The sequence below is a fragment of the Thermogutta terrifontis genome (assembly GCF_002277955.1).
GTDB classification, from domain to species: domain Bacteria; phylum Planctomycetota; class Planctomycetia; order Pirellulales; family Thermoguttaceae; genus Thermogutta; species Thermogutta terrifontis.
Genome location: NZ_CP018477.1, coordinates 934950 through 959057, shown reverse-complemented (window position 1 = coordinate 959057; position 24108 = coordinate 934950). Strand labels below are relative to the sequence as shown.

The window sequence follows — 24108 nt, the reverse complement described above, 5'->3', positions numbered from 1 at the left end:
TGAATTCCGCGCTGAACACTTTTGCGTAAGTGATGTTGGGAAAAGGAATTATTTCCTTTTCAGCGCTGAATTGCGCGCTGAATTGATAGAACACCTTCCGGTGAGCGCAACAAAAAACCCGGCGTGAAACCGGGTTAGATCAGTGCGGGAAGAGATAGTGAGAATCAGTCGTCTTCGTCGGGTGGTGCGATAGCATCCGTCTTACCCTCACGGGTCTTGAAGCCCTGTGAGACGCGGCCCTCGCCCCGAATACATTGAGCGCCCCGCGAATACTTTTCGTTTTTGCAAAGGGTTGAGGGGTTCACCCCGATTATCTGAGCTATTTGCCTGTCACTTAATTGTGGGTTGTCTTCCAGTAGCTCCAGTGCCTTTATCACCCAATCCCCCCGCTTCCTTCCTTTGCGGTTCGATTGGTTGCCGGGCACATCGCCTGCCACCGCGGTTTGGGCTGTGTCCTCTCGTGTTGCCGAGGGATTCTCCGGTCTGGTGGTGACCGCTTCGGCCTGGTCACAGTTCTTCAACGGGTTGGGTTGTTGAAGTGCCTTAACGATCTTTTGCGCTTCCTGTTTCCGGTTCCAACTTTCGCACACCCGGGCGCATTCCTCCAGTTCACGCTTGTACCACTCCAGCTGCTCTACGTCCCGGTAAAAGTCCGCGCGCCACACCCAACCGAAATCTACTGCCCCACTCACCCGCGGCAACCAGGCCTGGAAGAACCTTACTTGCAAGTCAAGCGACTCCCCCACTCGGAGCGCACCAGAGTACACCGGTACCCATGCAGTCGGGCCAATCCATAAGTTGGCCACTTCCGGCGGAACATCGCCCCTTAACTCGGCCAACGTGCTGGCAGCCGTCAGAAAAGCTCGTTCGAAGCCATCCCATGCCTCTGCGGCTTTCCATCGCCGAAGGATGTTACTGTTGATCAACTCCCAAAAGCCCCGCCAGTGTTCCAGTACGGCGCTGTATTGTTCAGCCAGATCTCGAAAACGCTCGGAAAGATCGTGAGACACGTGTACCACTCCCACGTGAAAAGACACCACAACAAAGAAAAGGGCGGCAACCCGTGTGGCGGCGGGCTTTCGGGGACGTCAACCCTAGCCGCCCTTACCTTCATCTTACGGGGTGTTCGTGTCCCTACAAGATATAGTGGACCGCTTCCGTCCCTTTAAGTCACTCTCCCTTTTTTCGACACCCCTCGTTAGGTGTCGAAAAGTGTCGAATTACGCGGGTTGGCGTTACGCACCTTTTGACGCAACGCATCTCTACACAGTGGGCCACAGTCCCCCCCGCGTTCTGGAGGCAACTGGGGATGTTTTCCAGCGGTCCTACCGGATTGTGACCCTCAGCCTCTCTTTTTCAAAGGGGCTACAAACTCCCGGAGTTATCGCCACAGTCACCGTCGGCGACATTCACCCCGCGGAAAAAGTAGTGCAACCATGAGTGCAACCAAGCCGAGGATTCGTTGCAAAATCTTTGTCTAACGTCACTTGCGTAAGCGGGCAGCGGAATCATAATCCGCGTGTCCGGGGTTCGAGTCCCTGCGCCGGCACTGACACAGTAAACCAGAAAACCCCGTGATTTTCCGCGTAACTGCTGAATTTCACGGGGTTTTTGCTTGCGCCACAATGTTCTGGCAGAAAAACCGTACATGTCAGTTAGAGACAAAAAAGCACATAGAGTACCCAAGAAGTGAAACAATAAGTGCAACCAAACCGGCGGACTCACTCTTTGGAGACTGTTCTTTTCGTTGTGAGCAGCGCTCGGTGAGTTTTACATCGACTGGAGAGGGGGCTCCGCGAGCTCCTGGACATCTCCGATCCCGGACCGGAGGAGGAATTCCTCCAGAATCCGGCCTACCGCAGCCTGGAGCAAGAGAGCCTGGGGGCGGCGCCCGCCACTCCAGCCCATTTCCAGGGAACGGTCTGGAATGCAACACCATCCCAGAAAAGCTCTTTCAGCGAATTGCCGCCCGCTTGGGCAAGGAGTATGATCAAGAGGCCGTAGCGACGTTTGTGGTGGATCCTCGAGGACTAGAGCCGCGTTGGATTGGGCAATTTCATGCCCCTACCGAGACCGTTCTCCGGGTGCTGGAGGACCATGGAATCGTATTCAGGACGATCGTTGAACGTGCAGACCGATGATAGTCCTTCATTGTACGGACGACGCGAATATTGGTCGGCACGTGCGAGAAATAAGCAGGGCCTTGTCTCCAGTTGTTGTGTCAAATGCTTTGGAGCGTGGCCGGTTTAATCTGTTTCTCGCGATCGGTACGACGAGTATCTCCGGCGAACGGGGAGGAGGGAAAAGATGGCCGAGGAAAAGAAACCCTGGTTCCTGGATGAGGAATACCTTCGCACCGCTTCCGACAAAATGAAGATCCTTGCCAAATATGCCCGTTCCCAGTGGGAGTGGGAACACATGTCGGAAGAGGAAAAACGAAAAAAACTGGAGAAAGTCCGAGAAATACAGGAGAAATGGCGCAAAGAAGGGATGCTTGGTCCCTACACCCTCAAGGCCCTCGAAGAGCGGAAAAAGGCCCAGTCTTCCAGTTCCGGTCAATCGCCACCTTCCGACGAGGACAAAACCGCCAACGGGACCATCATCCTGTAGTTCAACGACCACCGTTTCTTAATGTCGCCGGAGTTGGGACTACGAAAAAAACGACCGGCCGCCGATTTATTTCATGCGGTACGTGGGAGATACCCGAGACCCGGACGAGATTCGACGACGGGTGGAAAGTGGATATTATGGGGAGTTCGATGCTGAGCAATACCCAGAGGGTTACGAGGAGCCGTCGCCATGACAGAAGAGCCGAATCGACGTCGTCCACGTAGCCGCGCAGAAGCCATTGAGATGGCAAAGGCGATCGGATTCAAAAAAATTCCGACCAAACTCACGGAACCAAAACCGCCGCCTGAAGACCTTCCTCCCGAGGAATACAAGAAGGCCGAGGCGGAATACGAACAGAAGATGAAGCAATGGTTGACAGAGTCGATCTACGGGGCCAATTACAAGGACAATCCTCTTTATCAATTTCGTGAACCTTATTGGGACAATGAGTGGGAAGCGATCAAGGACCTCATTCTGTAAGTGTCCTGCGTTGCTTCTCGTCTCGCCAGCTGACAACTTGTCCCAACTTTGACCGGTGTGGGGTGTACAATCCGCAGTATGGACCTGTACACCCCTTCCAGCGACAGCGGCCTGTTCAAGCAGCCCGACAGCCACAATCAACAGCGCGTGTTACAAACCCCGTCATTTCCCGCGAAACGGACGAACCTTGCGGGGTTTCTGGGTGCACTGTGGTCTCCACCAATGGGATGCGTGCGCCATGAACGGGCCGGTTACTCTTGGGCGACCTCTTCCACTTCCCACCGTTCGTTGACCCACAGGCCGATGACCGGGACGTGAGGGAATCTCGCCTTCAACCACCTGCACGCCGATCGGATGTCGCGCAGGTGATCCTCGCGGGAAACAGGGTGGCCGGCACAGTCGGCGTGTCCGGCCACGGCAAGCCCCTGGGACTGGTGTTTTTCAAGGGAGATTTGAACACGTCGCAAAATCGATGCGAGGAGCACGTGGTCATCTCCCCTGGCGAGGATCCCGTCCGGTCCCGGCTCTGTGACGTTGTCCACATAATCCACCTGAAAGCGCGCCTTCAGATAAGTGATGACGGGAAGCTGAATCCGGCCATCCATGCAACTGATCACGGTGCAGAACGACATCGCTTACTCCATACTGTGACGATTACCGATTTCCAGCATTACCGACCGTTTATGACCCATCATGGGGCAGCAACGCCGCCTGTGGCCGCCTTCTGTGGGCCCCGAAACTGGATTTCAGCACGGGGCATGGATCACCGGGCGTTCACCCGTCAGCCTCGTAGCTCGACCTGAAGGGTCTGGCCAGCCTCAACAGTGAGAGGTTCTTTCATCTGGACAATGACGCGGCGGCCATTCTGTTCCACGGCAGCGATGTCCAGAGTCTTTTCGCCTTCAGCAGTTTGGATGACGGCGCGGGCACGCTGTGGGACGTCGGAAGGCACTTCCAGGGCGATGCTCCGCACCCGCAACCGACCCCAGAGGAGCTCGAGGGTGTTCTTCTGACCGCCGCCCTGGCGTTTCTGCGTGAATCGGCCCCAGCCCTCGGCACCGGTGAATGCTGCGGCGAAATCATCGGCGTTGAGGCGTGGGGCGAAGCCGATATGGCCGCGAGGACCGTGGTATTCAAAACCGCACAGCGCGAGGAACACGCCGTAACTGGCAAGTGCCCGGGCGTAATGGTCGCCACACTCCACTTCATTCCAGGGATTGTGGCTGCGGGGATGGTAGCGCTCGTGGACGCCGCGGCAGATGGCGAGGGCTTCCAGGAGCATGCCTTCCCACACCATATGGCCGGCCACCTGATATTCAATGCCGGTCCAGACTTCGTCGCGGTAGAGCACGCTGTCGGGGCCGAGATGCTTGGATTTGGGCCACGTACAGGTGAAGAGACCGGCCTGGCCCGGTCGGGCAAACCACCGCTGCGGGGGATGGGCCGCGTTTTGCGGTCCCACATCCGGCGCCCAATTATACACCCAAATGGCTTTCAGGGCCGAGCGAACAGCCTCCACAGGATAGATGTAGCCCAGCCCGACCTGGTGCGCCCAACCCTGACCAAAGAGTTGGTCGGACAAACAGCCATCGGCATATTGGTGTTTTGGATGTTCTTTGAGATCAACTTTTTGAATAAAATACTCGCCGTTAAACAGTTCCTTCATGGTGGCGTCGCGTCCCGCTTCAAAAACCTTGCGGCAGCGGGCGGCGAATTCGTCATCGCCCAGTTCTTTGGCCATTTCTTCCCCAGCGCGACAGGCCGCCAGATAGAGTGAGCCGACCATCGTATTCGGCCCGTAGAAGTTAATGTCGTATGTGTTGTGTTGCTCTCCCTCAATCAGGCCATTGAGATCGCCATCCTGGACGAAAAGGAACTCCAGGGCCTTTTTGATGCGGGGCCAGTTGCGGCGGAGGAAGGAATCGTCGGCAGAGCACTGGTGCTCGCGGTAGGCCTTGAGGATGGTTCCGCCCTGGGAGTCGCCCGCCCACAGCTTCCAGCCTTCTCCGCGAAACCGGATCGCGCCCGTTTGTTCGTCGAAGCCAGCCTCGGGATTGAAATCCTGCATCTCGCGCACGGAGCGTTCTAATCGAGGGAAAAGACGGGCCAGGGCGTGCTCGTAATTCCACACGTGGGCACAAGTGCCGTGGCAGCAGCCCACGCCTTCCCATGCCCAGAATCGACCATTGGCCCACCACTGGCACGTACCCGTAGCCAGATTGGCCACCGTGGAGAAGAGCCGGTCCAACAACCAATGGGGCAGGGTAGCACCGTACCATGTGTCGTGCCACAGATGGGTTTGTTGCCGCAGTCGGGGCAGATGCTCTTCAATATAAGAGAGCAGGTCGCCGAGGGTGGGGAATCGAACAGCGTAGTAATTGCCGCGTTCCGGACGGTTCGGAAAGTGCCAGAGCACGGCGAAGGACAGGCGGATCGTTTTGCCGGGGCCAATTGTCGTTCGATATCCCAGCGCACCCCGAAGTTGCTCGTGAAGAGCCGTCTGGCCGGACGCGATTCCGCCCTCCACCGGTTTGAGGTGTTCCCACAACTGACTCACGTCGATCGCGCCTTTCCAGTCAGTTGCGGCCAGGATTTCACCGGGAGAAGAAGCGTCGTCCAGCTCGGGGAGGAATATCTGCAGCGACATCTCGCCAAAGTCGTACTGCTTTTCGAGCGGGCCTTCCGGACTGGGACGGGGGGTATCCCGGAGTTCGATCTGGTCCACATTGATGTGACCCCAGCCTCCCGACTCAGCATCGACGATCTCAATCTGCGCGGTTTTGCCGAAAAATTCCTGGACATCCCAGTTCTGCCACTGGAGGCGCTCGTTATTGTTGCCGGTGGCCGTTCTCACGATCTGGCCGTCCACCAGGAGATTCATGCATGTTTTGCCCGCGTGATTACCTCCCCCGATAAGAAAACTGATGTAACGCCGATCGATGACGAACGGCGGGGAAACAAGACGGCCGTGCGGGCGATCGCCTCCCAGGTAGGTGTTGACCAGACCTTTTCCCTGGAAACCGCTGACCTCCTGTTGGTTGGGGAGCGTTCCGTGGGCTGGACCGCTGCCGAAGGCCTCTCCTTCCACTTTCCAGTCACCGTAATCCTGACCCTCGAAATCAGCGAGGACCTTCGGCGGACGGGGCTCGCCGGGAGGTGGCAGAGACCGAACCGAGTGGACAACGGCGAACGACCGCGCCGTTTTCCGCAGATCGGTGCGGCGTTCTCCCCAAAAGCTGCTTCCCGTGTGGCAGGCCACGGCATTTTGCAGCCAGCCGGCCAGGGTGACCGTCCGGGGAGTTGGGCCCGGATTCTCCACAAAGAAATCGAGCACCGTGATGGGCAGGGCGGAATCCTCTTCATTCAGCGGAATAAACGGGGAATACGCTTCCAGGCGGATTTTCAAGGGCCAATCGGGGTCATGATAGTCAACAAAACCGATGGGGTATTCCCCACAAAATCGGACCTTGGGAAACCCGTTGCGGTCCAGCGTCCGCCGCAGCACCTGCCCATCGACCTCCACGGCCATCGCGAATCCCTGCTCCACGGGATAGTCCGGCTTGGGCATGTTCTGATAGTTCGTCGCCCCATAGCCGGAGAAGTTGTGCCGATTGAAAATGTCCCAATGGAACAGGCGGCCATCTCCTCCCAGATAGAGCTGCCCTGCACAGATGCCTCCTACCGGCATGCCAATTTTGTCCAGGTCCTCGCCCGAATACCACGTCTGCTCTCCCCGAGCGAAGAGTTGGGCAATCCATTCGGGACGGAGCTTCTTATCGGCAGGAACGAAATGGTCCGCTGTGTCGGAAGGCTCAAACGGTCCGGCAACCACGGGCACTCTCCAAGGGATGACGGTGCCCACTGTCGCGGCACCCGCGATCGTCAGAAAATCACGACGGGTCACGCAGGACGGACCACATTCACCGCCGGACGAGCATTTTTGAAGCTGCGAATCTCGAGTGGCCATGTGTATCACCCTTTGTGCTGGAGCCTTTATAAACCCAGCGCGGAGCGGCTTGGCTGGTTTCCCCATTGCCCGACAATTCATTCCACTCCTTCCAGAAGTCGGGCTTTATTGTAGAAGCCCCCTCTCGCAACGGCAACCGGCGAGAAGACGGTTCTGGTAAGGTGACAGGCTGGAGAGATAAGCTAAAACTGATAACGGGCGTGTCGAATTGGAGGTTAAACGAACAACCGATTTCTGCGGTTGGGGGGCGTCTATTATGATCTTCGACGATTTTGCTCATCGGTACGCGGCGATCCTGCGAATTGTGCTCCGCGAACCCTGTGCTTCTTTTCTTGAAGTTGCTGAAGAAGTAGGCCGCGAGCTGTATTCAGCGGGAGCCAGTTCGACCGACGTTCTGAAGGTTCATGAAAGGGCGGTGGCCCTCCTTCGGGCTTCGGAAGCGGACCTTCTTGAACCCGGCCGCGAGGAAAAGATAAAACAGCTACTGGAAACGCTCTTACAAGGCTGGCAAAACGAGTGCCAATCAGTACAGACCCGTCTCCGTGAATCGCTGGCGGCTGCCGAAAACTCTCTGCAAATGGCCCGCCGCACGGCACGTAGTAGACTCCGGCAGCTTACCCGTAGCAATCGCCTTCTCCTCAAAGAGGTGTTTCGTCGGCGAAAGCTGGAAAAACGGCTTCAAGATGTGAAGACCTGGCTGCAGCGGGCGCAGGATTTGGCGAATTTGGGGTTTTGGATCTTGCACATTCCTGAAGGCATGTTGGAGTGGCATGGGCTCGCCAAATTCCTTCGCAGGTCAGGCACCGAACCTCAGGCCATTCGCTCCATCGAGGATTTTCTGGCATGGGTTCATCCCGACGATCGGCAGGCTGTGGACAGCGCTTTCGCGGAGATCCTCGGCGGCAAAAAGCCGCCTCAGCTCGAATTCCGGCTCCGAAACGATGAAGTCCGCTATGTGCGACAGGATGTCGCGCTTGGGTGGCGACGGGGTAAGGTCACCAAGGCTTTAGGTGTCATGATGGACATTACTGCTGTGAAACAGGCGGAACAGGCGACCAGACAGGTGGAGCGTATTGCTGCTCTGGGGACGCTGGCGGCGGGCATCGCTCACGAGATCAACAACCCTTTAGGCGCTGCGATGCTCTCGGCGGAAACGGCCCTTTCCCTCTTTCGTCAGGCGATGAGTCCGGAGAGCGTGGAAAAATGTCTGCAAAATATAGTGGCTTCTCTCGATCGCTGTTCGCGAATTGTCACGGCTATACTGCGTTTCTCGCGACACCAGCCGGGGACTCGAGAGAGTTGCGACCTCAATGCGGTCATCAGTCGATGTTGTGAGATGGTCCATCCATTCTTGGAACAGCGTCAGGCGACCCTGTCTTTTTCGCCTGCCAATGGATTATTGCCCATTCAGGCGTGCGTTCTCGAACTGGAATTGGCTTTCACCAACCTCCTCCGCAATGCCATAGAATCACGCCCGAGTGGGGTGCGAGTTCGCGTGAAGGCTGCCCCCAAAGGTCACTTAGCAGAGGTGGACATAGTTGATAACGGGAGAGGGATGACATCCCAGGAGGCCAACCGTATGTTCGACCCGTTTTTCACCCGCCGGTCCAGTGAGGGCGGAACGGGACTGGGGGCCAGTCTGGCCTTCCTCATCATTCAGGATCATGGTGGGCACGTTGAGGTGGACAGCTCGCCAGGAGAAGGGACCACAGTGCGTGTCTTTCTCCCGTTGGAACAGAACTCCGCTGAGCTGGGGCAGCGGGGAGAGATCGCTGTATGAGGCCGACCATTTTGATCGTGGAAGATGATCCGGGATTCCGGGAAGCGATGTCTCTGGCCCTGGAAACTGCGGGTTACGCAACCTGTGTTGCGGGAACGATGGAAGAGGCCATCGAAAAGAGCAAAGGCAGTATTCCCCTGATTGCCTTCGTGGATGTCATGTTGGGGCCCGAACCTGTTCGGCACGCGGAGCTCGATGCGTTGAAGCGGTTCGCCCCGGGCCTGCGGATTGTCCTCATAAGCGGGTACCTTTGGCTTGGCAGCCCCATTCAGGGGCGTTATCCTGATGTCGATGCCTTCCTGAGAAAGCCATTCCGTCTTAATGCGCTGCTCGACATTGTGAAAGAGTTACTGCCCAATTGACTTTTGAAGGTAGCAGAAAGATGGAGTGGAACGACGCTGTCGTGTACGTCGTCGATGACGACCCCCAGATGTGTGACTCGCTGGTCCTCGCACTCAGGAGTGCAGGACTGGATGTTCAAGCGTACTCCTGCGTCGAACGTTTCTTAGCAGAATTCGAATGCCGTTTAAAGCCTGCTTGCCTTCTGGTAGATATTCGGCTGCCCGGTTGCAGCGGGATTACGCTTTACCGTCGGCTCAAGGCCCAGGGTTACGAGCTGCCCGTCATTTTCATTACTGGATTTCCAGAAACAGAGACAGCGGTGGAGGCCATGCGGGAGGGCGCTGTGGATCTCCTCGTCAAGCCGTTCACCACCCACAAGCTATTGGAGCGGATTGACGAGGCCCTTGGGCGGGCTCAGGCCTGGGCCGAGCGAATTCGAATGAAAGGATTCTTCCAGGAAGTGATCCGGGGACTGAATCTTCGTGAAAAACAGGTCTTACGGGAGGTCCTGGCAGGCAAAGAGGCCAAGCGGATTGCCGCTCAGTTGGGAATCACTGCCAAGAGCGTTCTCCGTTATCGAGCGCAATTGTTGGAAAAGTTCCAGGTTTCCAATGTCGTCAGACTCGTCCAAATGGCACACCAGGCGGGCTGGAATGACGTCCTCGAGATGCTGCACTGGGACGACCAAGCCTTTCCGAAAAACTCTGCACGATAGTCCCTTCTGCGCTCGCAATTGATCTGATAGTTCCTCTCTCGAATTTGTCGTACTCAAGAGTGGGAAGAACTCTGCGACTGGTTATCCCCCGCCGCAGCATTCGCTTTGATCGAGCGTTCCGACAGAGCCTCCTCTTCTAACCAAAGTTGGCGGGGCTGTACTCGGTCGCACCTGGTAAGGCTGGACCGTGTTGTTTTCCTCAACAGGAACGCCCAACTTGCGAGTTTTATTCGCACTGCAGGTGAATTTTTCACCTTGCGGAGCGAGGGCGCGTATTCCAGAGTTTTGACGAGGCGTGCGACACGGGATCGCACGAGAAACGTTCAGGGAAACAGAAGTCGATGTGGAGGAACGACCATGACGACCACGACACTGGACCAGCCGAAGACTGAATTCAGCAACTCGCAACTCATGGCCATTGTTGCCGAGTGTCTGCACGACATAGCCAAAGGAGAAATCCCGGAGAAGCTCCGGGTTCGCGGGACAGCTGAAGAGGAGACGGTCATACAAGCAATCAACGAACTCATAGATCGTCTGAACGATCTCATTGGTGGCGCGGCCACAATGGCAAAGGCGGCTGCCGAGGGAAACCTGGATCACCGCCTCGATGAGACGAAGTACTCCGGAAGCTGGCGGGAAATTGTGGCCGGCCTCAACCGCACAGCACAGGCCATGGTCACGCCACTCCGCGATGTGGGAAAAGTACTCGATCGACTGGCGGCGGGAGATCTTCACGCGCGGGTCACAGCCGAGTATACGGGCGACTACCAGAAGCTTGTACTATCCTGCAACGCACTGGGTGAGCAGCTTCAGGGAGTTATGGAGGTTCTCTACGACGTCGAAAAGAATGTGCGGGTCGGCCGTCTTGCGCATCGCGGGGATGCCAGCCGATTCCGCGGAGATATCGCCGGCATGGTGGAACGAACAAACGCCATCCTGGATGCCTTCACAGAGCCATTCCGGGTGTTCCAGGAATATATGAAGAAGCTGGCCGATGGGGACATCCCACCCCAGATTGAGACGCAATACAGTGGAGACTTCGAAGAGCTGAAAAGAGCTGTTAACCAACTCGTAATGGTTATGACCAGGCTGGTCGTGGATGAAAATGGACCGGCCGCCGTCCTGCATGCCATGGCCCGAAAGGACTTCTCGCGTCTGGTGACTGCGGAGTTTGTAGGCAAGTTCAATGTGCTCAAAGAGAACGTCAACCTGGTCGTTACCAACATGCGGGAGGCATTGCAGGAACTGATTGCCTCGGCCAATCAGTTTGCGGAAGGCGCACGTCTCATCGCAGAGAGCTCCCAAAGTCTGGCGCAGGGGTCACAGGTCCAGGCCACCAACGTGGAGGAGGTGACGGCCTCTGTGGAAGAGTTGGCCCGTTCTGTGCAAACAGTCAAGGAGGCAGCCGCGCAGGCCGACCAGGTCGCCAAGCAGACCAACGAACTGGCTAACGAAGGAGCTCAGGCAGTTCGGGAATCCTTGGAAGGGATGGAGCTCATCAAGGCCAGCTCCGATCGAATCAGCGAGATCATCCAGGTGATCTCGGAAATCGCCAGCCAGACCAATTTGTTGGCCCTTAACGCTGCGATCGAGGCGGCTCGGGCAGGGGAACACGGGTTGGGCTTTGCTGTAGTGGCCGATGAAGTCCGCAAGCTGGCGGAACGTTCCAACCAGGCGGCCCGTGAGATTTCCGCTCTGATCCGCGAGTCCAGCAACCGCGTCCAACAGGGCGTGGCTCTCAGTGAACGGACTGCCGAAGCCCTGCGAAAGATCATCCAGGGTGTAGAAATGAGTGCAAGCCGGGTGGCTGAGATCGCCGCCGCTATGACTCAGCAGGCCAGCAGTGCCGAAGAAGTGTCACGAGCGATTCAACAGATCTCCCACATTACGGAGCAGAATGCGGCGGCCAGCGAAGAGCTGGCTTCCAGCAGTGAGGAGCTCGGTGCTCAGGCAGCCGCCCTCCGCGGATTGGTCAGTTCTTTCCGCACTGAGTGAACGCATCGTCGCACCGTCACTGCACCATGGTCTGGGTTTTCCGCATGGACTATGGAAAGGAATGAGGAGTATTAATCATGACAGCAGCCACCAGCAGTGCCTTCACCGAGCAACTTCGACAAGGCAACGAACGCGTCCTCCAGGTGGTCAATTTTCGCCTGGCCGGTGAGATCTACGGGATTCCTATCACTCAGGTCCGCGAGATCATCTTGGTGGGAAACATCACGCGGATTCCCCGTTCGCCGCCGCAACTCCGCGGAGTGATCAATCTCCGTAAACAAGTTATCCCGGTGATCGATCTCCGCGTGGTCTTCGGTCTGCCCGAGATTGAGATCGACGACTCCACGAGAATCCTCGTGGTTCAGGTGGGGAGCCTCCTGGTGGGGGTCTTGGTGGACGCGGTTTGCGAAGTCCTTCGCATTCCGCACGACGAAATTACTCCCCCGCCAGTACTTCGGGAAATCGATTGTCGGTTTCTCACCGGGCTTTCCGAACTCAACGGTAAACTCATCATGATCATCGATATGGCGCGAATACTCTCGGACGAAGACCTCTCTGCGGTGGTCAACAGGGAGACGGCCACCCGTTGCGACGTGTTAGCCCCCATGGCGTGAGATTCAGCAGGCCCAATGCCAACCTATTTACCTAACCCCCGTTTGACGGGCACGGATGCCCGTTGTCGTTTCCTTAAGTCATCCTGTGCTTCCTGAGTGAGAGGCGAGGGTTGGCTTAGGCAATGTAAAATCGGACGATGGCGAGCGACCAGCGAGACATCCTTGATTCGGGAGGTTTGTTGAAATGCCGTCCGGAAGATTTCCACCCAGCTTGGAAAAGTACACAGGGTATATCGATTCACTTCAACAGAAGTTGCTCAGTTTACCTGAACCTGAGCGCGCCTACTTCTTGTCACTGGCCCAGCAAACTCGAGATCTGTTCCTGGGCCTGTTCGAACAATGCCTGGATTTGAGCGAGTCTGTGGCCGATCTCTGCATGGAGATAAGCTTCGCCCGGTACGAACTGGAACAAACTTTTGAAGAAGCTCTCCAGAGAGCTTCCGGAGGAAGGTCCCATTCATCCGAAACGGAGCAGCGCCCTTCGACCTGACGCACGCCCATTTTCTCCCAGAAAAGACCCGGGGCCTTGGCAGGGGCACACGCGGGAGTGAGAAACAGACTGGTAAGACACGCTTGTTAGGTTTTCCGCTTAACCCGAGAAAGACCATTTCTTTCACCGGGCACGTGAAGCGCGCCCTTCCGGATTTTTGCGGAGACCTACTTGTCAGGGCCGCACCTTAACTCTGGAGCAGCGCGAAGGGCGTAATGTCTCGGATAGTTGACCAAAGATGTCACATCACCCCGTGAGGGTCGGGGGAGGGGTTTGACCGGGGGGCAACTCACAGCCTGATCACCAGTAAAACTTGAACACCTTGCCGAGGCCGTCCACGGTGTCATTCTGTGGCGGGACATCGCTTTGGACACGAATCTGGCTAACGTTGTCCAGAACCAGGAGGGCGGTGGCATCCGGTTCGGGGAGCGGGTTACCATTGAGGTCGAGCTCCTGGTGGAGCAATTGCCCGTTCCAAACCTCCGCCACGTCGTTGGAGTTCACTCCCTGGGCTTGAACCCGGGCAAAGGAGCGAAGTGTCCACTGCTGGGCGAGACCCTGCTGGATGACGGTGTCCACCCCGTTGGCGAAGATGGAATCCACCGCGGAGGACAGTTTCACGTTCGCCTGATCGCGACCGCCGCCCGTACTCACGAACACGTTGGCAAAGTTCTTCGCGCGGATCACGAAGCCATTGCCAAGGAGTCGCACATTCGTGGGATCTCCGACAAGTTGGTCGTCTCCCGGGCTTCCGGTGAGATTAGCCGTATCCCGACCGCCCCGCGAATAGGCCAGGACGTAATCGAACGCGGTCACCGAGATGCTGTAACCCTCTCCGGTCAATGTGGCCAGATTGGGTCGCGCGGTGAACGTGTCATTGTAGGGCGAATCGTACAGCGCTGCGGTATCGGTCCCGCCACGTGTGCTGCGGATGTCCATGGTGGCCACATTCTGCACACGGAATTCCTGCTTCCGCGTGCGGTAGGTGAGTTGGCCTGGCTCCGCCACGAGATTGTCGTCGCCGGGGGTGTCCAGAAGCTTGATGGAATCGTTCCCGGTCAGCGTGTCCACCGTGGCGACCTCGAAGCCCTTGGCGCGGAGGAAATAACCTTCCCCGAACACCTTGACGAACGTGTCGTCAATAACCACGCGGTCGTCGAACTCCGAGCCGGTCAGGTTGGCTGTATCCACACCGCCGTACCGGGCATAAGCGTGGACGTAGGCGACTCGGCGGGCGGTGATCTGGTAGTCGGAACCACTCAGGGTGGCCACCGTCGGCCTGGCGACGAACGTGTCGTCACCCGAACCATCGACGAATTTGATCCAGCTTTCGTTACCGGCCGGTACCAGGACTTCCACCTGATCGAAGCCCTTGGCACGGTAGAACGTGCCGTCAGAGAGCGTCATGGTGCTGTAATCCGGCCGGCCGACAAACGCATCCTGCCCGGTGGTTCCGGTGAACGTCGCGCTATCCTGACCTCCATTCTTGGCGATCAGATGGGTGAAGTCGAAGCCGTTGACCTCGATGCGGTAACCGGCGCCACTGAGGACCGCGCCGCCTGCCGTGATTGCGGCAGTGTCATCCCCAGCGGAGTCGTAAATCATGGCGACATCCAGTGATCCACCAGATCCCGCGGAAGCCGTGATGGATTCGGCACTGGTAACGAGGGCATCAACGCCCGAACTAACAAGGTGCGCCGTACCAGGCGATGCCGTGAGGATGTCATCACCGGCGGTTCCGGTGAGTGTCGCCGCGTCGTTGCCGTCGCCCAGATCGGCCTGAACCGTTTCAGCTTGAACTACCGTGATCGTGTAACCTGTTCCGGAGAACACAAAGGAACCCGGCGCGAGGTCCAGCGTATCATCTCCGGAGGTGCCGACAAAGACCACCTGATCGTTGCCGGCTCCCAGATCGACCAGCAGTTCGGTGACGGACGGATCAATAGACTGAACGACATTGTTGAGTTTCACCGTCCAGTTGGCGGCCGTGTCACCGGCATAGATCTCCAGCACGTCATCGCCGTCGGTTCCCAGGATGGTGGGCCCACTGACGGACTTGGGCACGACCGGCGGGTCGAAATTCCCGACCACTGGCAGGGCGTACTGGTTACCGAATCGCAGATAGAGGTCCTGCCCGAGTGGTTTGGGGCTGAAGTCGATCTTCTGATAGCCTTTGATCGGATCGGTCACGATTCGATTGAGAACCGACTGACCGTTCGAGATGAGGAAGTACCACTCGCCACCTTCCGTGGGCGTTTGTCCGGTGCCTGTGGGAACCCAGAGACCGATGTCATCAAAACCGTCCTGATCCATGTCGGCGGCCGCTGGCCGTTCGAGGATTCCAATGAACCCGAAGCGGAAGTTGTAATCGGCCACGCCGTCCCAGCCACGACGGACGCCGTTCGCCAGATCGACGTAGAAAACGTCGTCCATGAAAGTTGCCAGGTCGTCGAAGCCATCGCCGTCGAAATCACCCACGATCGGATAGCCGCGGAGCTGGCTGGTGAGGGTGTAATCGACCTGGTAATCGTGGTTCGTGTCAAAGTACCAGTACGAGGGCTGGCCGTTGGGCGGGAAGGCCGTCACGACGCCCACCTCATCGCCATTGGCGTCGTTGTCATCGAAGCGACCGGCGATGGGGAGGCCATTGACAGCGGCCGGTTCAACGAGGTTGATGTCAGGCACGCCGTCATTGGTCACGTCGATGATCCATCGGAACTGGCCATTGACGCGGCCGTAAGCGGCCAGTTTATCGAAGCCGTCGGCCACATCGCCCGGATTGCGGGTAAAGTTTCCGGCGAAAACGTCATCGCTGGTGAAGCCGATCGTGTAGACCAGGTCGCGGTTGACGTAGTCGGGATTGTCGGGATCGAAGACACCGTTACCGTTGGTATCGACCCAGACCGATCCTGCCCCCCAGACACCCACCTCGGGACGGCTGTCTACCGTGAACCGTGCCACGAAGCTGCCGCCCGGCGTCCCATCACCACTTGGGAACAGCGGGGTTTCCAGCGGCTGGACCGCATTCGACTCGCCGTCCAGTTGGTTTCCGGCGGGATCACGCAGCTCATCGGAAATGGTGAGCGTGAAGCGGTCATCGGGCAGTGGTTCGGCGAAGCTCAGAATAATGGTAGCCCGTGCGGGCTGGCCCGGCACAACCGGATCAGGAACCAGGGTGACTCCGGCAATCGGGATGACACCGTTAGCATCGCCGACCAGGCTGAAATGACCGGGATCCAGGGCAAACTCCGGCTGCGTCCCATCCCGGGCGAGCGCCTCGTACAGCCAACCGGCTGCCCGCGCGGGAAGATCAGAAATCACGATGGAGAGCGACGTCACAAGTGGGGTGGGACCGCTGGTGGGCTTGGGATTGAAGAGATCGAAAGCCGGTGCGGAAGTGATGTACACGCTTTCCACCCGAGGACCCTGCGTATCTATCCAGATGTTTAACCGCTCCACCGTGGACTGGTTACCGGGCACATCCGTTGCCTGTACGAGCAGGGTTCGACGCCCATCCCGCGGGAACAGGAGCGGATCATTCAGGTCGATTGCCGAAGTGATTTCCCAGTAACCGTTCGGCTCGGCCTGATTGCCGTCGAGCGGCACCGCCGTCGTTTGACCCAGGAAGGCATCCGCGGCATCGATCACGTTGTTTCCGTTGACATCAGCGTACAGCCGGATGATGCTGTCGGCTTCAGCGCGGCCCCACAAAGTCGGCGTTGTGTCGCTCGTGATGCGGTCACCCGCCAGAGCGGGCAACCCGGCCAGACCGGTATCACTGTCGGCAGCGAGGCCATCGGTCGCGGAAGCCGATTCACCGAAAAAGACCGGCGGCGGTGTCACATCCACCACGACTGTCAGCAGGAAGTCGGCGCTGATATTTCCCGCACGGTCTTCCACCTCCAACTTGAGATTGTGCACGCCTTCGGCGAGTGGACCGAGCGGCGGCGTGGTGATCGAGTCCGTCGCCAGGAGTGCGCCGCTGTCGTAGATGAGCACATCCCCACTGCCTTCCGTTCGATCGTAGATCCGGTACCGCAGATTGGTTGGGAAGATATGCAGGAGTGCGTTGGGATCGCTTGTGCCTGCGGTGAATACCGGGGTTGTATCGTTGGTGATGTTATCTACATTGCTGCGGCCGGAATCGCTCACTGTGACCAGGTCGAGATACGGCGTGTTCGGCGCGTAGGTGTCGATCTCGAACTGACCGACAGGCGAAACCAGACTGAGGTTGCCGGCCTGGTCTTCCACCACGGCGTAAATGGTATAGACACCATCGTCGAGCGGCTCGATGGTGATTTCCCAGATCCCGCGGCCGTCGGTGGGATCCCCGTCGCTTTCATCAGAGCCGGCAACGACCTGGCCCACAAGCTGCGTCTGGCCCGCCCCATTGACCACATACAATCGCACAAGAGAGTTGGCTTCTGCCGTTCCCCGGAAGGCAGGATTGTTGATCCTCGTCACATTGTCGTCACTGAATGCGCCGGTATCACTGTCCGGCAGCATGTCGGGCAGGGATGATGCCGCCGGGGACGTGAAGTCAATGGTCACCAGAAGCTGCTCCGACTGCCGTACGTTACCGGCCGCGTCGATGGCTTCCACCGTCAACGGGTGCGGTCCTTCCGCCGGAATGAAGTACACAAGTTGATTGGCATTGAAATCGATTCTCCGCAGACCGAAGTTGTCGTTGGGAACTCCATCCGTGGCGTCGAAGGCGGCATCAAACACGAAACTGTCAATGACGACCTCACCATCCTTGATGAGTACCGTGGTGTTGTATTCCGCGGAGATGCGAACATCGACGATGCCGGCACCGGCCAGCGGATCGCCAATGGTCACGTTGTCCTTGTCGGACCAGCCGGTGTCATCACTGTCCTGAAGGTCAATGGTGGGAATCTGCGGCGGTGTCGTATCGACGACGATTTCGGTGGCCAGGGCCAGGTTGTCCTGAGCATCACTCACGTTGCCTGCCAAGTCTTCCACCTCGGTCCACACGGTGTAGGTACCGTCGGCAAGGGGCTCGACCGTAATCTCCCAGACACCCAGCCCGTCGTTGGGGTTCCCGTCGCTCTCGTCACTGTGGACGTAGGTTTGTCCTGCCAGAACGGGACCGCTGCCATTGTCCACGTAGAGCCGCACGCGGGCATTGGCTTCGGCACGGCCGGTGAAGGCGGGCGAAGAGATCGCCGTCACGTTGTCCCCCGGTATGCCTGTGTCGGCATAGCTCGCCAGAACCGGCGTGCTGGCGGCCGGTGGTGTATAGTCCAGGGTGATGAGCAACTCTTCAGATTGCGCGACATTGCCCGCCCCATCCATGGCCTCGACGGTCAATGGGTGAGGACCCTCGGCCAGGATGCCGAAGTTCGATTCCACAAAATTGAAGTCGATCGTAACCAGTCCGAACCCATCCAGGATTCCGTCGCTGCCCAGGTCGAATGTCGCGTCAAATACCAGCGGACCGGCAATGACGGTGTTCCCATCCTTGATGACGAAGGTGTTACCCAAGTCTGCCGACACGCGGACATCGACGATGCCCATGCTGGGCAACTGGGTGGGATCGCCGATGGTCACATTATCCAGGTCGGACCAGCCGGTGTCGTCCGCGTCCTGCAGATCGATGGTTGGCCGCTGCGGTGCCCTCGTGTCAATCGTGAAACTGACGGGATCTGAAGCGATGCTGATGTTGCCAGCCTGATCTTCGACTTCAGCCCAAACGGTGTATTCGCCATCGGCGAGGGGTTCCACCGTGATCTCCCAAATCCCCAGGCCGTTCGTGGGATCGCCGTCACTCTCGTCGGATTGCACGATCGTCCAGCCAGCCAAGACCGGGCCGGAGCCATCATCAACGTACAGTCTGACCCTGGCATTGGCTTCGGCGAGGCCGGTGAACGCGGGGGCCGATACATTGGTGATCCCGTCGCCGGGTGTTCCCGAATCACTATACGGTGCCAGACTGATACTGGTTGGCCCAGGGGCCGTGTAATCGATCAACACGAGGAGTTGCTCAGACTGCGTGCGATTACCCGCGACATCCGTCACTTCCGCAGTGAGTGGATGGGGTCCCTCAGCCAGAGTAAGAGTGCGAATGGTAACAGGCCCTACCAGCGTGAAGGAATCAATGACGACTTCACCGTCCTTGATAACGGCTGACGTGCCCGGCTCTCCCGTGATGCGGACATCCACGATGCCAGGTCCCTGAGTGGGATCGCCGATTGTCACGTTATCCAGGTCGGACCAGCCGGTGTCGTCCGCGTCCTGCAGATCGATGGTTGGCCGCTGCGGCGGCACATTGTCGATCGTGACAACCAATTGCGGTCCCTGCAGTACATCCGTAACGTTACCGGCCACATCCTCCAGGCTCAGATACATCGTGTACACGCCAGGAGCAAGTGGCGCGGTTGTCACAGAATACACACCCAGACCATTGCCAAGGATTCCATCGCTCTGATCAGATCCCGTAACCGCCACGCCAACAAGATCACTGCCGTTGGCATAGATGCGGACGATGGCGTTGATTTCGGCCTTTCCCTGGAACGTCAGTTGGCTGAGATTGGTGATGTTATCGCCAACGACTCCACTATCGCTGGAAGCCGCCAGCGCGAAGGTCACGGATCCCAGCCCCGGAGTATTCGGATCGTAGGTGAGTGCCAGAGGCGTCCCCAGTTCTCGCGTTGCCGACGCCGGGAGGGTTTGGGCGTCGATGACGCGCACGGCGGCACTGATGAAGTTCAGCCACCCGAACGCCGTCGGATCTCCCGGATATCCCCCAGCCAAACCTGCGGACAACAATCCACTCGGCAGAGCGAAAGCGAAGACATTATTGCTGGGACCGAACGGATCAGCGTAGCCCGCGCTTACGCCGTTGACGAACACTTCAACGGCCAAACCGGGTAGTCCCGCGGCGGCCTGAACTGCCGTAAGAACGGGAATTCCCTTGGCTGCCAGATCGGAGAGCCACGCCTGGATGAGCACCACAGGATTGTCCATGTTCGTGATGGAATCGGAGCCGCTGCGACCGCTATCGTAGGCGGGATGCATGACCACCGCCGTCGGCGTGGGAGCAGCGAAATTCTCCACCTCCAAAGTGTAGGTGTTGGGGTCGCCATCCGTGCTGAAAACGCGGATGTAGTAACGCTGCTGGGATACAACTGGTGCGGCAATCCGCACGCCTGTCGGCGTCATAGTCCCCGTCGCGATGACATTTCCGAGACCATCCAGCAGTTCCGCAGAAAGCTGACCTCCTAATTGGTTGCCGATGATGTTGTCGCCGCTGAAGACGACATTCACAATGAGGCCGCCGCTATCCCGGGCCGTCACCTGGAAATAGTCATCATTGGTCGTACCCAACTGTTCGCTGTGGATGGTGAGGTCCTGAATCGTCAGGTGCGGAATGGAACCCAAGATCGTGGCATTTGCCAACGAGTCGTTGGGCTCCTTGAGATCAGGCAAAGTATAAAGGACGCCCTGAATTCCGAGACCTTCAATCCGATCGAAAGTGATTGCCCCGGCTCCGGTTACCTGGAGGGTCCCATTATCGCCGTCTGGACCCAAAATGAGATGGAAAGGCGCAAGTCCCGGCCAGACGTAGATGACATCCCCATCCGACTGGATGGCTCCATCGGGAGTGCCGCCGTCGACAACCACCTGGAGCGCGGAGGGATTGACGTGGAATTCGTCGTAACCATCTCCACCTTCCAATCGGATGACCGCGAAATTGGTGAACTGCACCGAATAGAGGCCGACGACGTTAACGTTCTGGTCGTCCACCACAATGAACGTATCGTCGCCGGTCGTACCGGCCAGCGTCAGAGAATCCGTGTCGCCCGCGGAACCATCGTTGCCGTTAATAATGAAACCGGTGTTACCGACAAAGTTGATAACACTGATTAGCGAACCGTCGGCTGCGTTCGTTACCCGGAGCTGTCCGGTGCCCGGGCCGGTGGGGACAATGGCGATGTTTTCCGAAATACCGGGAAGCGCGTTGTAGACGATGGGATCAGGAGCGGGGCTCGCATCTCCATCAGGGTTCCCTTCATCGAAGAAAATCTGCACCCCCCAGCCCTGTGGGGTGTTGTCCGCGTAGGGCGTGACGTTGAGCGTGTCCACGTCGTTGGGACCAACGCTGGGAGTTCCCAACGCGTCATCCCCAAAGACATTGAGCTGGGTCACATTGGTGAGATGGATGGGCGCGCTGCCGTTGATGGAAACAGTGAGTGACTGGTACCCGGTGCCGACGATGTCGAACACATCGTTCTGATCAATCGCCGGGTCGTTCGCATCGCCATACAGATTGAGAATCCCGGTAGCGGATGAAAGCATCAGATTCTCAATCGAACTGAACGCCACGCCCTTGGAACCAGATGTGCCAATCCAGACCTGGGTTGGCGTGCTCTTGTCTGCCCAGATGTCGATGGGACCTGAGAAGAACAGATTGAGCGAATCCCCAGCAGGAGCGAATGCTGGAATCGGATCGCCACCGTTAATGAGGATCGCAAAATTCGCGGAGGGATCAACACTGATCTCGTCGGCCGTTCCCCACGGCTGAGGAATGGCTTCAAAACCGGCGTTGACGATGAGACCAAAAGCGTTGGGATCGGTTTGGATCAGCGATCCCCCAACGATGGAGATGGGCAGGAGAGCGCCCGTCGCGCTGTTGTAAATGGTAACCCCGCTGTCCGACACAGAAATCCAATCGTAAGCATTTCCGCTGCCGAGTCCCGGTACGATCACCCCGGTTCCAAATCCGAAGGGGTCAATGGTTGTGGCGGGATCAACCAGATCATCCTCGCTGGGAGCATAGACATAGAGTCGGTCTCCACCGCCACCAGCGGTTTCCACCGTGAGATTTGCAGCACCGGAGATCACCAGGTCAGGACCGGTTCCCCCTCCTGCCAACCCCGGGAATTGATCGAAGAAATCACCTTCACTGGGGCCATCCCATGGGTCGCCGCCAAAGAAGACCAGCGCTGAATCCAAGCCAGTGGGAGCCACAGTGACGGCATCATCGCCGCTGGTTCCCGTCACGGAGATGGAGTCGTCGCTCCAACCGTCACCAGCATAGATGACGGTCTCCATGGTTCTGACATCGACGGGAACAGCGAAACCGGAAACAAGCAAGCCCCCACCCGCCTGGTAAGCGAAGTCAATATTCCTCGCACCTCCACCGATATCGACGATTTCCAGCACATCGCGAAGCGAGCTGTTTCCGGCCGGGTCATTTCCTTCGATACGCAGGCCGGTCAGCGGTATGACCGCTGAGCTACCAAGGTCGGAAGTAATATTGAGGACGAATCGATCTGTTCCCGTGCCACCCAGAAAGACGTTATCCCCGCCGAGGCTGTCACCATTAATGATCAGCGTGGATGCGTCGTTGCCGGGCCCCAGATTGATCTCCGTGTGGTCCGCCGTCGTGGCGTTGACGGTGAGCGTGTCGGCGGATTGAGATGTGTGAAGGTACAGATTTTCCAGCGTCGATCCGCCGGGAGTGTATTCATATCGGATGGGGGCGGCTGCATCAAAGTTGAGCAGCGTGGTCGTTCGCGAGAGGACATTCCCGCCCGCCGCATCATTGATCTGAGCAGTCGTATAGCCCAGCAATCCTCCGGAATCATCCACGTAGAGCGAATCCACCCCTGTATCACTCGCCGGGCCGGGAATGATCGTGAGCGGACCTTTGATTTGACCGATGGTATTCACCCCCGTTCCAAACGGTGCCCAGTTGAGAGCCGTTGGCGGACCGTAAGATCCCACCCGAAATACATCAGAGCCAGGACCGCCCGAAATGCGATACTGGAACGGAGCGAAGGTGGACAGAATGGTGATGACGTCGTCGCCCGAAGTGGCCTCGAAGCGGATGTCTTCGATGGTCGCAAAATAAAGCTCAATGGTGCCCGGCGATGCTCCGATGATCCGATCACCGAAGAACTGAATATTGTCGCCGGTTGGGTCGTTGATGTCGGAGAGATCAATCACAGACAGCCCGGCCTGCCCATGCATCTGCACGTTACTCTGAATGGCGTCCAGGTACTTGGTGGCCGCGTTCGTGTAAAGTTCCGATCCATTCTGGCCGTACATTCGGTTGCTCTGGGGGCCGGGACCGGTAGCCAGAATATTGAACGTCTCTCCCTTGGCGTCGTCCGATTCCAGGGTACCTCCCGTGAATTCATTGCCATACATGTCGAGGAACTGGAGCCCTGGCACGGCCACGTGGTAATTCAGGTTGAAAACGTCGCTGCCGTCGAGGCTGTTAACCGTCACCCGCGTTTTATTGGCGAAGCTGTACGCCTCGAACGTGCCGCTATCCGAGCGGACTGTAATCGTTTGATCGGTGCCGACGACGGGACCATCGACAATCGAAATGATCTCCGAGGCATTGGTGGCGAAGATATCGAGCTGTGCCGCAGAAACCGTGTCGATAACAGGAGACAGATTCTGGAACGTGATGAACATCTCGTCGCCGTTCCACGCTCCTGGGTGGCCGGGATAACCGGCACCCGGGCCCGCATTGTCGTCCGGGTCGATGACGATCTGACCATCATCAGCACCGCCTCCGAAAAGGGCTCCGGCAAAGTAACTCATTCGACCGATTGGGCTGCCGGGATTGCCTACCAGCACAAGCTGGTCCAAATCCACAAGGCTTGAGCCGAGGGCTTCTCCATCAAAATAGATGGGCACGGCGAACGTTCCGCCGGCCAGATCGATGATCAACGTGTCGGAGTCGGAGGAGCCCAGCACGTTGATCCCGGTGAGGCCTGCCAGGGGAGTTGTGCTGGACAGGTTTCCATTGATGTACACTTCAAGGTCGGTGCCGTTGCGGAGCAACCGAAACTCGTCGGCCAGGGAGTTGTTGCTTCCGTTGCCTCCGAGATCATCCGCGGTGATGGTGACCACGCTGAGAAGATGGCGTTGCTCCAAAGATTCCAAAACGAGTTGCCGCCGGGCCGAACGTGCCTTGCCGCGAACGGGACGGCCGGGTTTCCGAGCGGAACGAACTGTTCGATTGCGGAAGATGTTGCCAAGTCGCATAGCTGTCACTCCTCTGTAATACCCGGTACGGCCGACACGAAACTCAACCGCGGTGTTTCGGCACACTCACAAATGCGCGGTTCGTTCGAT

General features: G+C 58.0%; 13 protein-coding genes. 9 read left to right on the top strand and 4 right to left on the bottom strand.

Features of this window, described 5'->3' with window-relative positions; translation table 11 throughout:
* Nucleotides 1-164 precede the first annotated feature (164 nt).
* A complete protein-coding gene (locus THTE_RS18165; RefSeq protein ID WP_095414126.1) occupies nucleotides 165-1010 on the bottom strand; it encodes a hypothetical protein in 846 nt (281 codons plus the stop codon).
* Between the two features lie 202 nt (nucleotides 1011-1212).
* On the opposite strand from THTE_RS18165, the gene THTE_RS17840 reads away from it, so the two are divergent.
* The 3 genes from THTE_RS17840 (at nucleotide 1213) to THTE_RS03455 (ending at nucleotide 3090) form a co-directional block, all read left to right on the top strand.
* Nucleotides 1213-1440: a hypothetical protein gene (locus THTE_RS17840; protein WP_157731674.1), complete on the top strand. Its 228-nt coding sequence runs from the start codon at nucleotides 1213-1215 to the stop codon at nucleotides 1438-1440.
* Between the two features lie 867 nt (nucleotides 1441-2307).
* Nucleotides 2308-2610 carry a hypothetical protein gene (locus tag THTE_RS03460; protein ID WP_095414125.1) on the top strand — a complete coding sequence of 101 codons (303 nt, stop codon included), beginning with the start codon at nucleotides 2308-2310 and terminating at the stop codon, nucleotides 2608-2610.
* Nucleotides 2611-2799: 189 nt separating this feature from the next.
* Nucleotides 2800-3090, top strand: a complete 291-nt coding sequence (locus THTE_RS03455) for a hypothetical protein (protein ID WP_095414124.1) — start codon at nucleotides 2800-2802, stop codon at nucleotides 3088-3090.
* A 251-nt stretch (nucleotides 3091-3341) separates the two neighbouring features.
* Here THTE_RS03455 and THTE_RS03450 read toward each other — a convergent pair whose 3' ends face one another.
* Nucleotides 3342-3722 carry a carbonic anhydrase gene (locus THTE_RS03450; RefSeq protein WP_095414123.1) on the bottom strand — a complete coding sequence of 127 codons (381 nt, stop codon included), beginning with the start codon at nucleotides 3720-3722 and terminating at the stop codon, nucleotides 3342-3344.
* A 149-nt stretch (nucleotides 3723-3871) separates the two neighbouring features.
* Nucleotides 3872-7057: a GH116 family glycosyl hydrolase gene (locus THTE_RS03445; protein ID WP_168175777.1), complete on the bottom strand. Its 3186-nt coding sequence runs from the start codon at nucleotides 7055-7057 to the stop codon at nucleotides 3872-3874.
* Nucleotides 7058-7313: 256 nt separating this feature from the next.
* On the opposite strand from THTE_RS03445, the gene THTE_RS03440 reads away from it, so the two are divergent.
* The 6 genes from THTE_RS03440 to THTE_RS03415 all read left to right on the top strand — a co-directional run bounded on the left by THTE_RS03440 (nucleotide 7314) and on the right by THTE_RS03415 (nucleotide 12993).
* Entirely contained in the window at nucleotides 7314-8837 is a 1524-nt protein-coding gene (locus THTE_RS03440; RefSeq protein WP_095414121.1) for a sensor histidine kinase, read from the top strand.
* Entirely contained in the window at nucleotides 8834-9199 is a 366-nt protein-coding gene (locus tag THTE_RS03435; protein ID WP_095414120.1) for a response regulator, read from the top strand. The genes THTE_RS03440 and THTE_RS03435 overlap by 4 nt, the downstream gene beginning before the upstream one ends.
* Nucleotides 9200-9219: 20 nt before the next feature.
* Nucleotides 9220-9894: a response regulator transcription factor gene (locus THTE_RS03430; RefSeq protein ID WP_095414119.1), complete on the top strand. Its 675-nt coding sequence runs from the start codon at nucleotides 9220-9222 to the stop codon at nucleotides 9892-9894.
* 357 nt (nucleotides 9895-10251) lie between these two features.
* Complete coding sequence (locus THTE_RS03425; protein ID WP_095414118.1) at nucleotides 10252-11889, top strand: methyl-accepting chemotaxis protein; 1638 nt, start codon at nucleotides 10252-10254, stop codon at nucleotides 11887-11889.
* Nucleotides 11890-11966: 77 nt separating this feature from the next.
* Nucleotides 11967-12503, top strand: coding sequence for a chemotaxis protein CheW (locus tag THTE_RS03420; RefSeq protein WP_095414117.1), 537 nt, complete (start codon nucleotides 11967-11969; stop codon nucleotides 12501-12503).
* 184 nt (nucleotides 12504-12687) lie between these two features.
* Nucleotides 12688-12993, top strand: coding sequence for a hypothetical protein (locus THTE_RS03415; RefSeq protein ID WP_095414116.1), 306 nt, complete (start codon nucleotides 12688-12690; stop codon nucleotides 12991-12993).
* A 300-nt stretch (nucleotides 12994-13293) separates the two neighbouring features.
* Here the strand turns inward: THTE_RS03415 and THTE_RS03410 are convergent, their stop codons facing one another.
* Entirely contained in the window at nucleotides 13294-24018 is a 10725-nt protein-coding gene (locus THTE_RS03410; RefSeq protein ID WP_095414115.1) for an Ig-like domain-containing protein, read from the bottom strand.
* Between the last annotated feature and the right edge of the window lie 90 nt (nucleotides 24019-24108).

Excerpts from the sequence above, each read along its gene's own strand:
- THTE_RS03455 (WP_095414124.1), top strand. The coding sequence starts at position 2,800 with ATGACAGAAGAGCCGAATCGACGTCGTCCACGTAGCCGCGCAGAAGCC.
- THTE_RS03410 (WP_095414115.1), bottom strand. The coding sequence starts at position 24,018 with ATGCGACTTGGCAACATCTTCCGCAATCGAACAGTTCGTTCCGCTCGG.
- THTE_RS03435 (WP_095414120.1), top strand. The coding sequence starts at position 8,834 with ATGAGGCCGACCATTTTGATCGTGGAAGATGATCCGGGATTCCGGGAA.
- THTE_RS03415 (WP_095414116.1), top strand. The coding sequence starts at position 12,688 with ATGCCGTCCGGAAGATTTCCACCCAGCTTGGAAAAGTACACAGGGTAT.
- THTE_RS03420 (WP_095414117.1), top strand. The coding sequence starts at position 11,967 with ATGACAGCAGCCACCAGCAGTGCCTTCACCGAGCAACTTCGACAAGGC.
- THTE_RS03445 (WP_168175777.1), bottom strand. The coding sequence starts at position 7,057 with ATGGCCACTCGAGATTCGCAGCTTCAAAAATGCTCGTCCGGCGGTGAA.
- THTE_RS03425 (WP_095414118.1), top strand. The coding sequence starts at position 10,252 with ATGACGACCACGACACTGGACCAGCCGAAGACTGAATTCAGCAACTCG.
- THTE_RS03440 (WP_095414121.1), top strand. The coding sequence starts at position 7,314 with ATGATCTTCGACGATTTTGCTCATCGGTACGCGGCGATCCTGCGAATT.
- THTE_RS03460 (WP_095414125.1), top strand. The coding sequence starts at position 2,308 with ATGGCCGAGGAAAAGAAACCCTGGTTCCTGGATGAGGAATACCTTCGC.
- THTE_RS03450 (WP_095414123.1), bottom strand. The coding sequence starts at position 3,722 with ATGTCGTTCTGCACCGTGATCAGTTGCATGGATGGCCGGATTCAGCTT.
- THTE_RS03430 (WP_095414119.1), top strand. The coding sequence starts at position 9,220 with ATGGAGTGGAACGACGCTGTCGTGTACGTCGTCGATGACGACCCCCAG.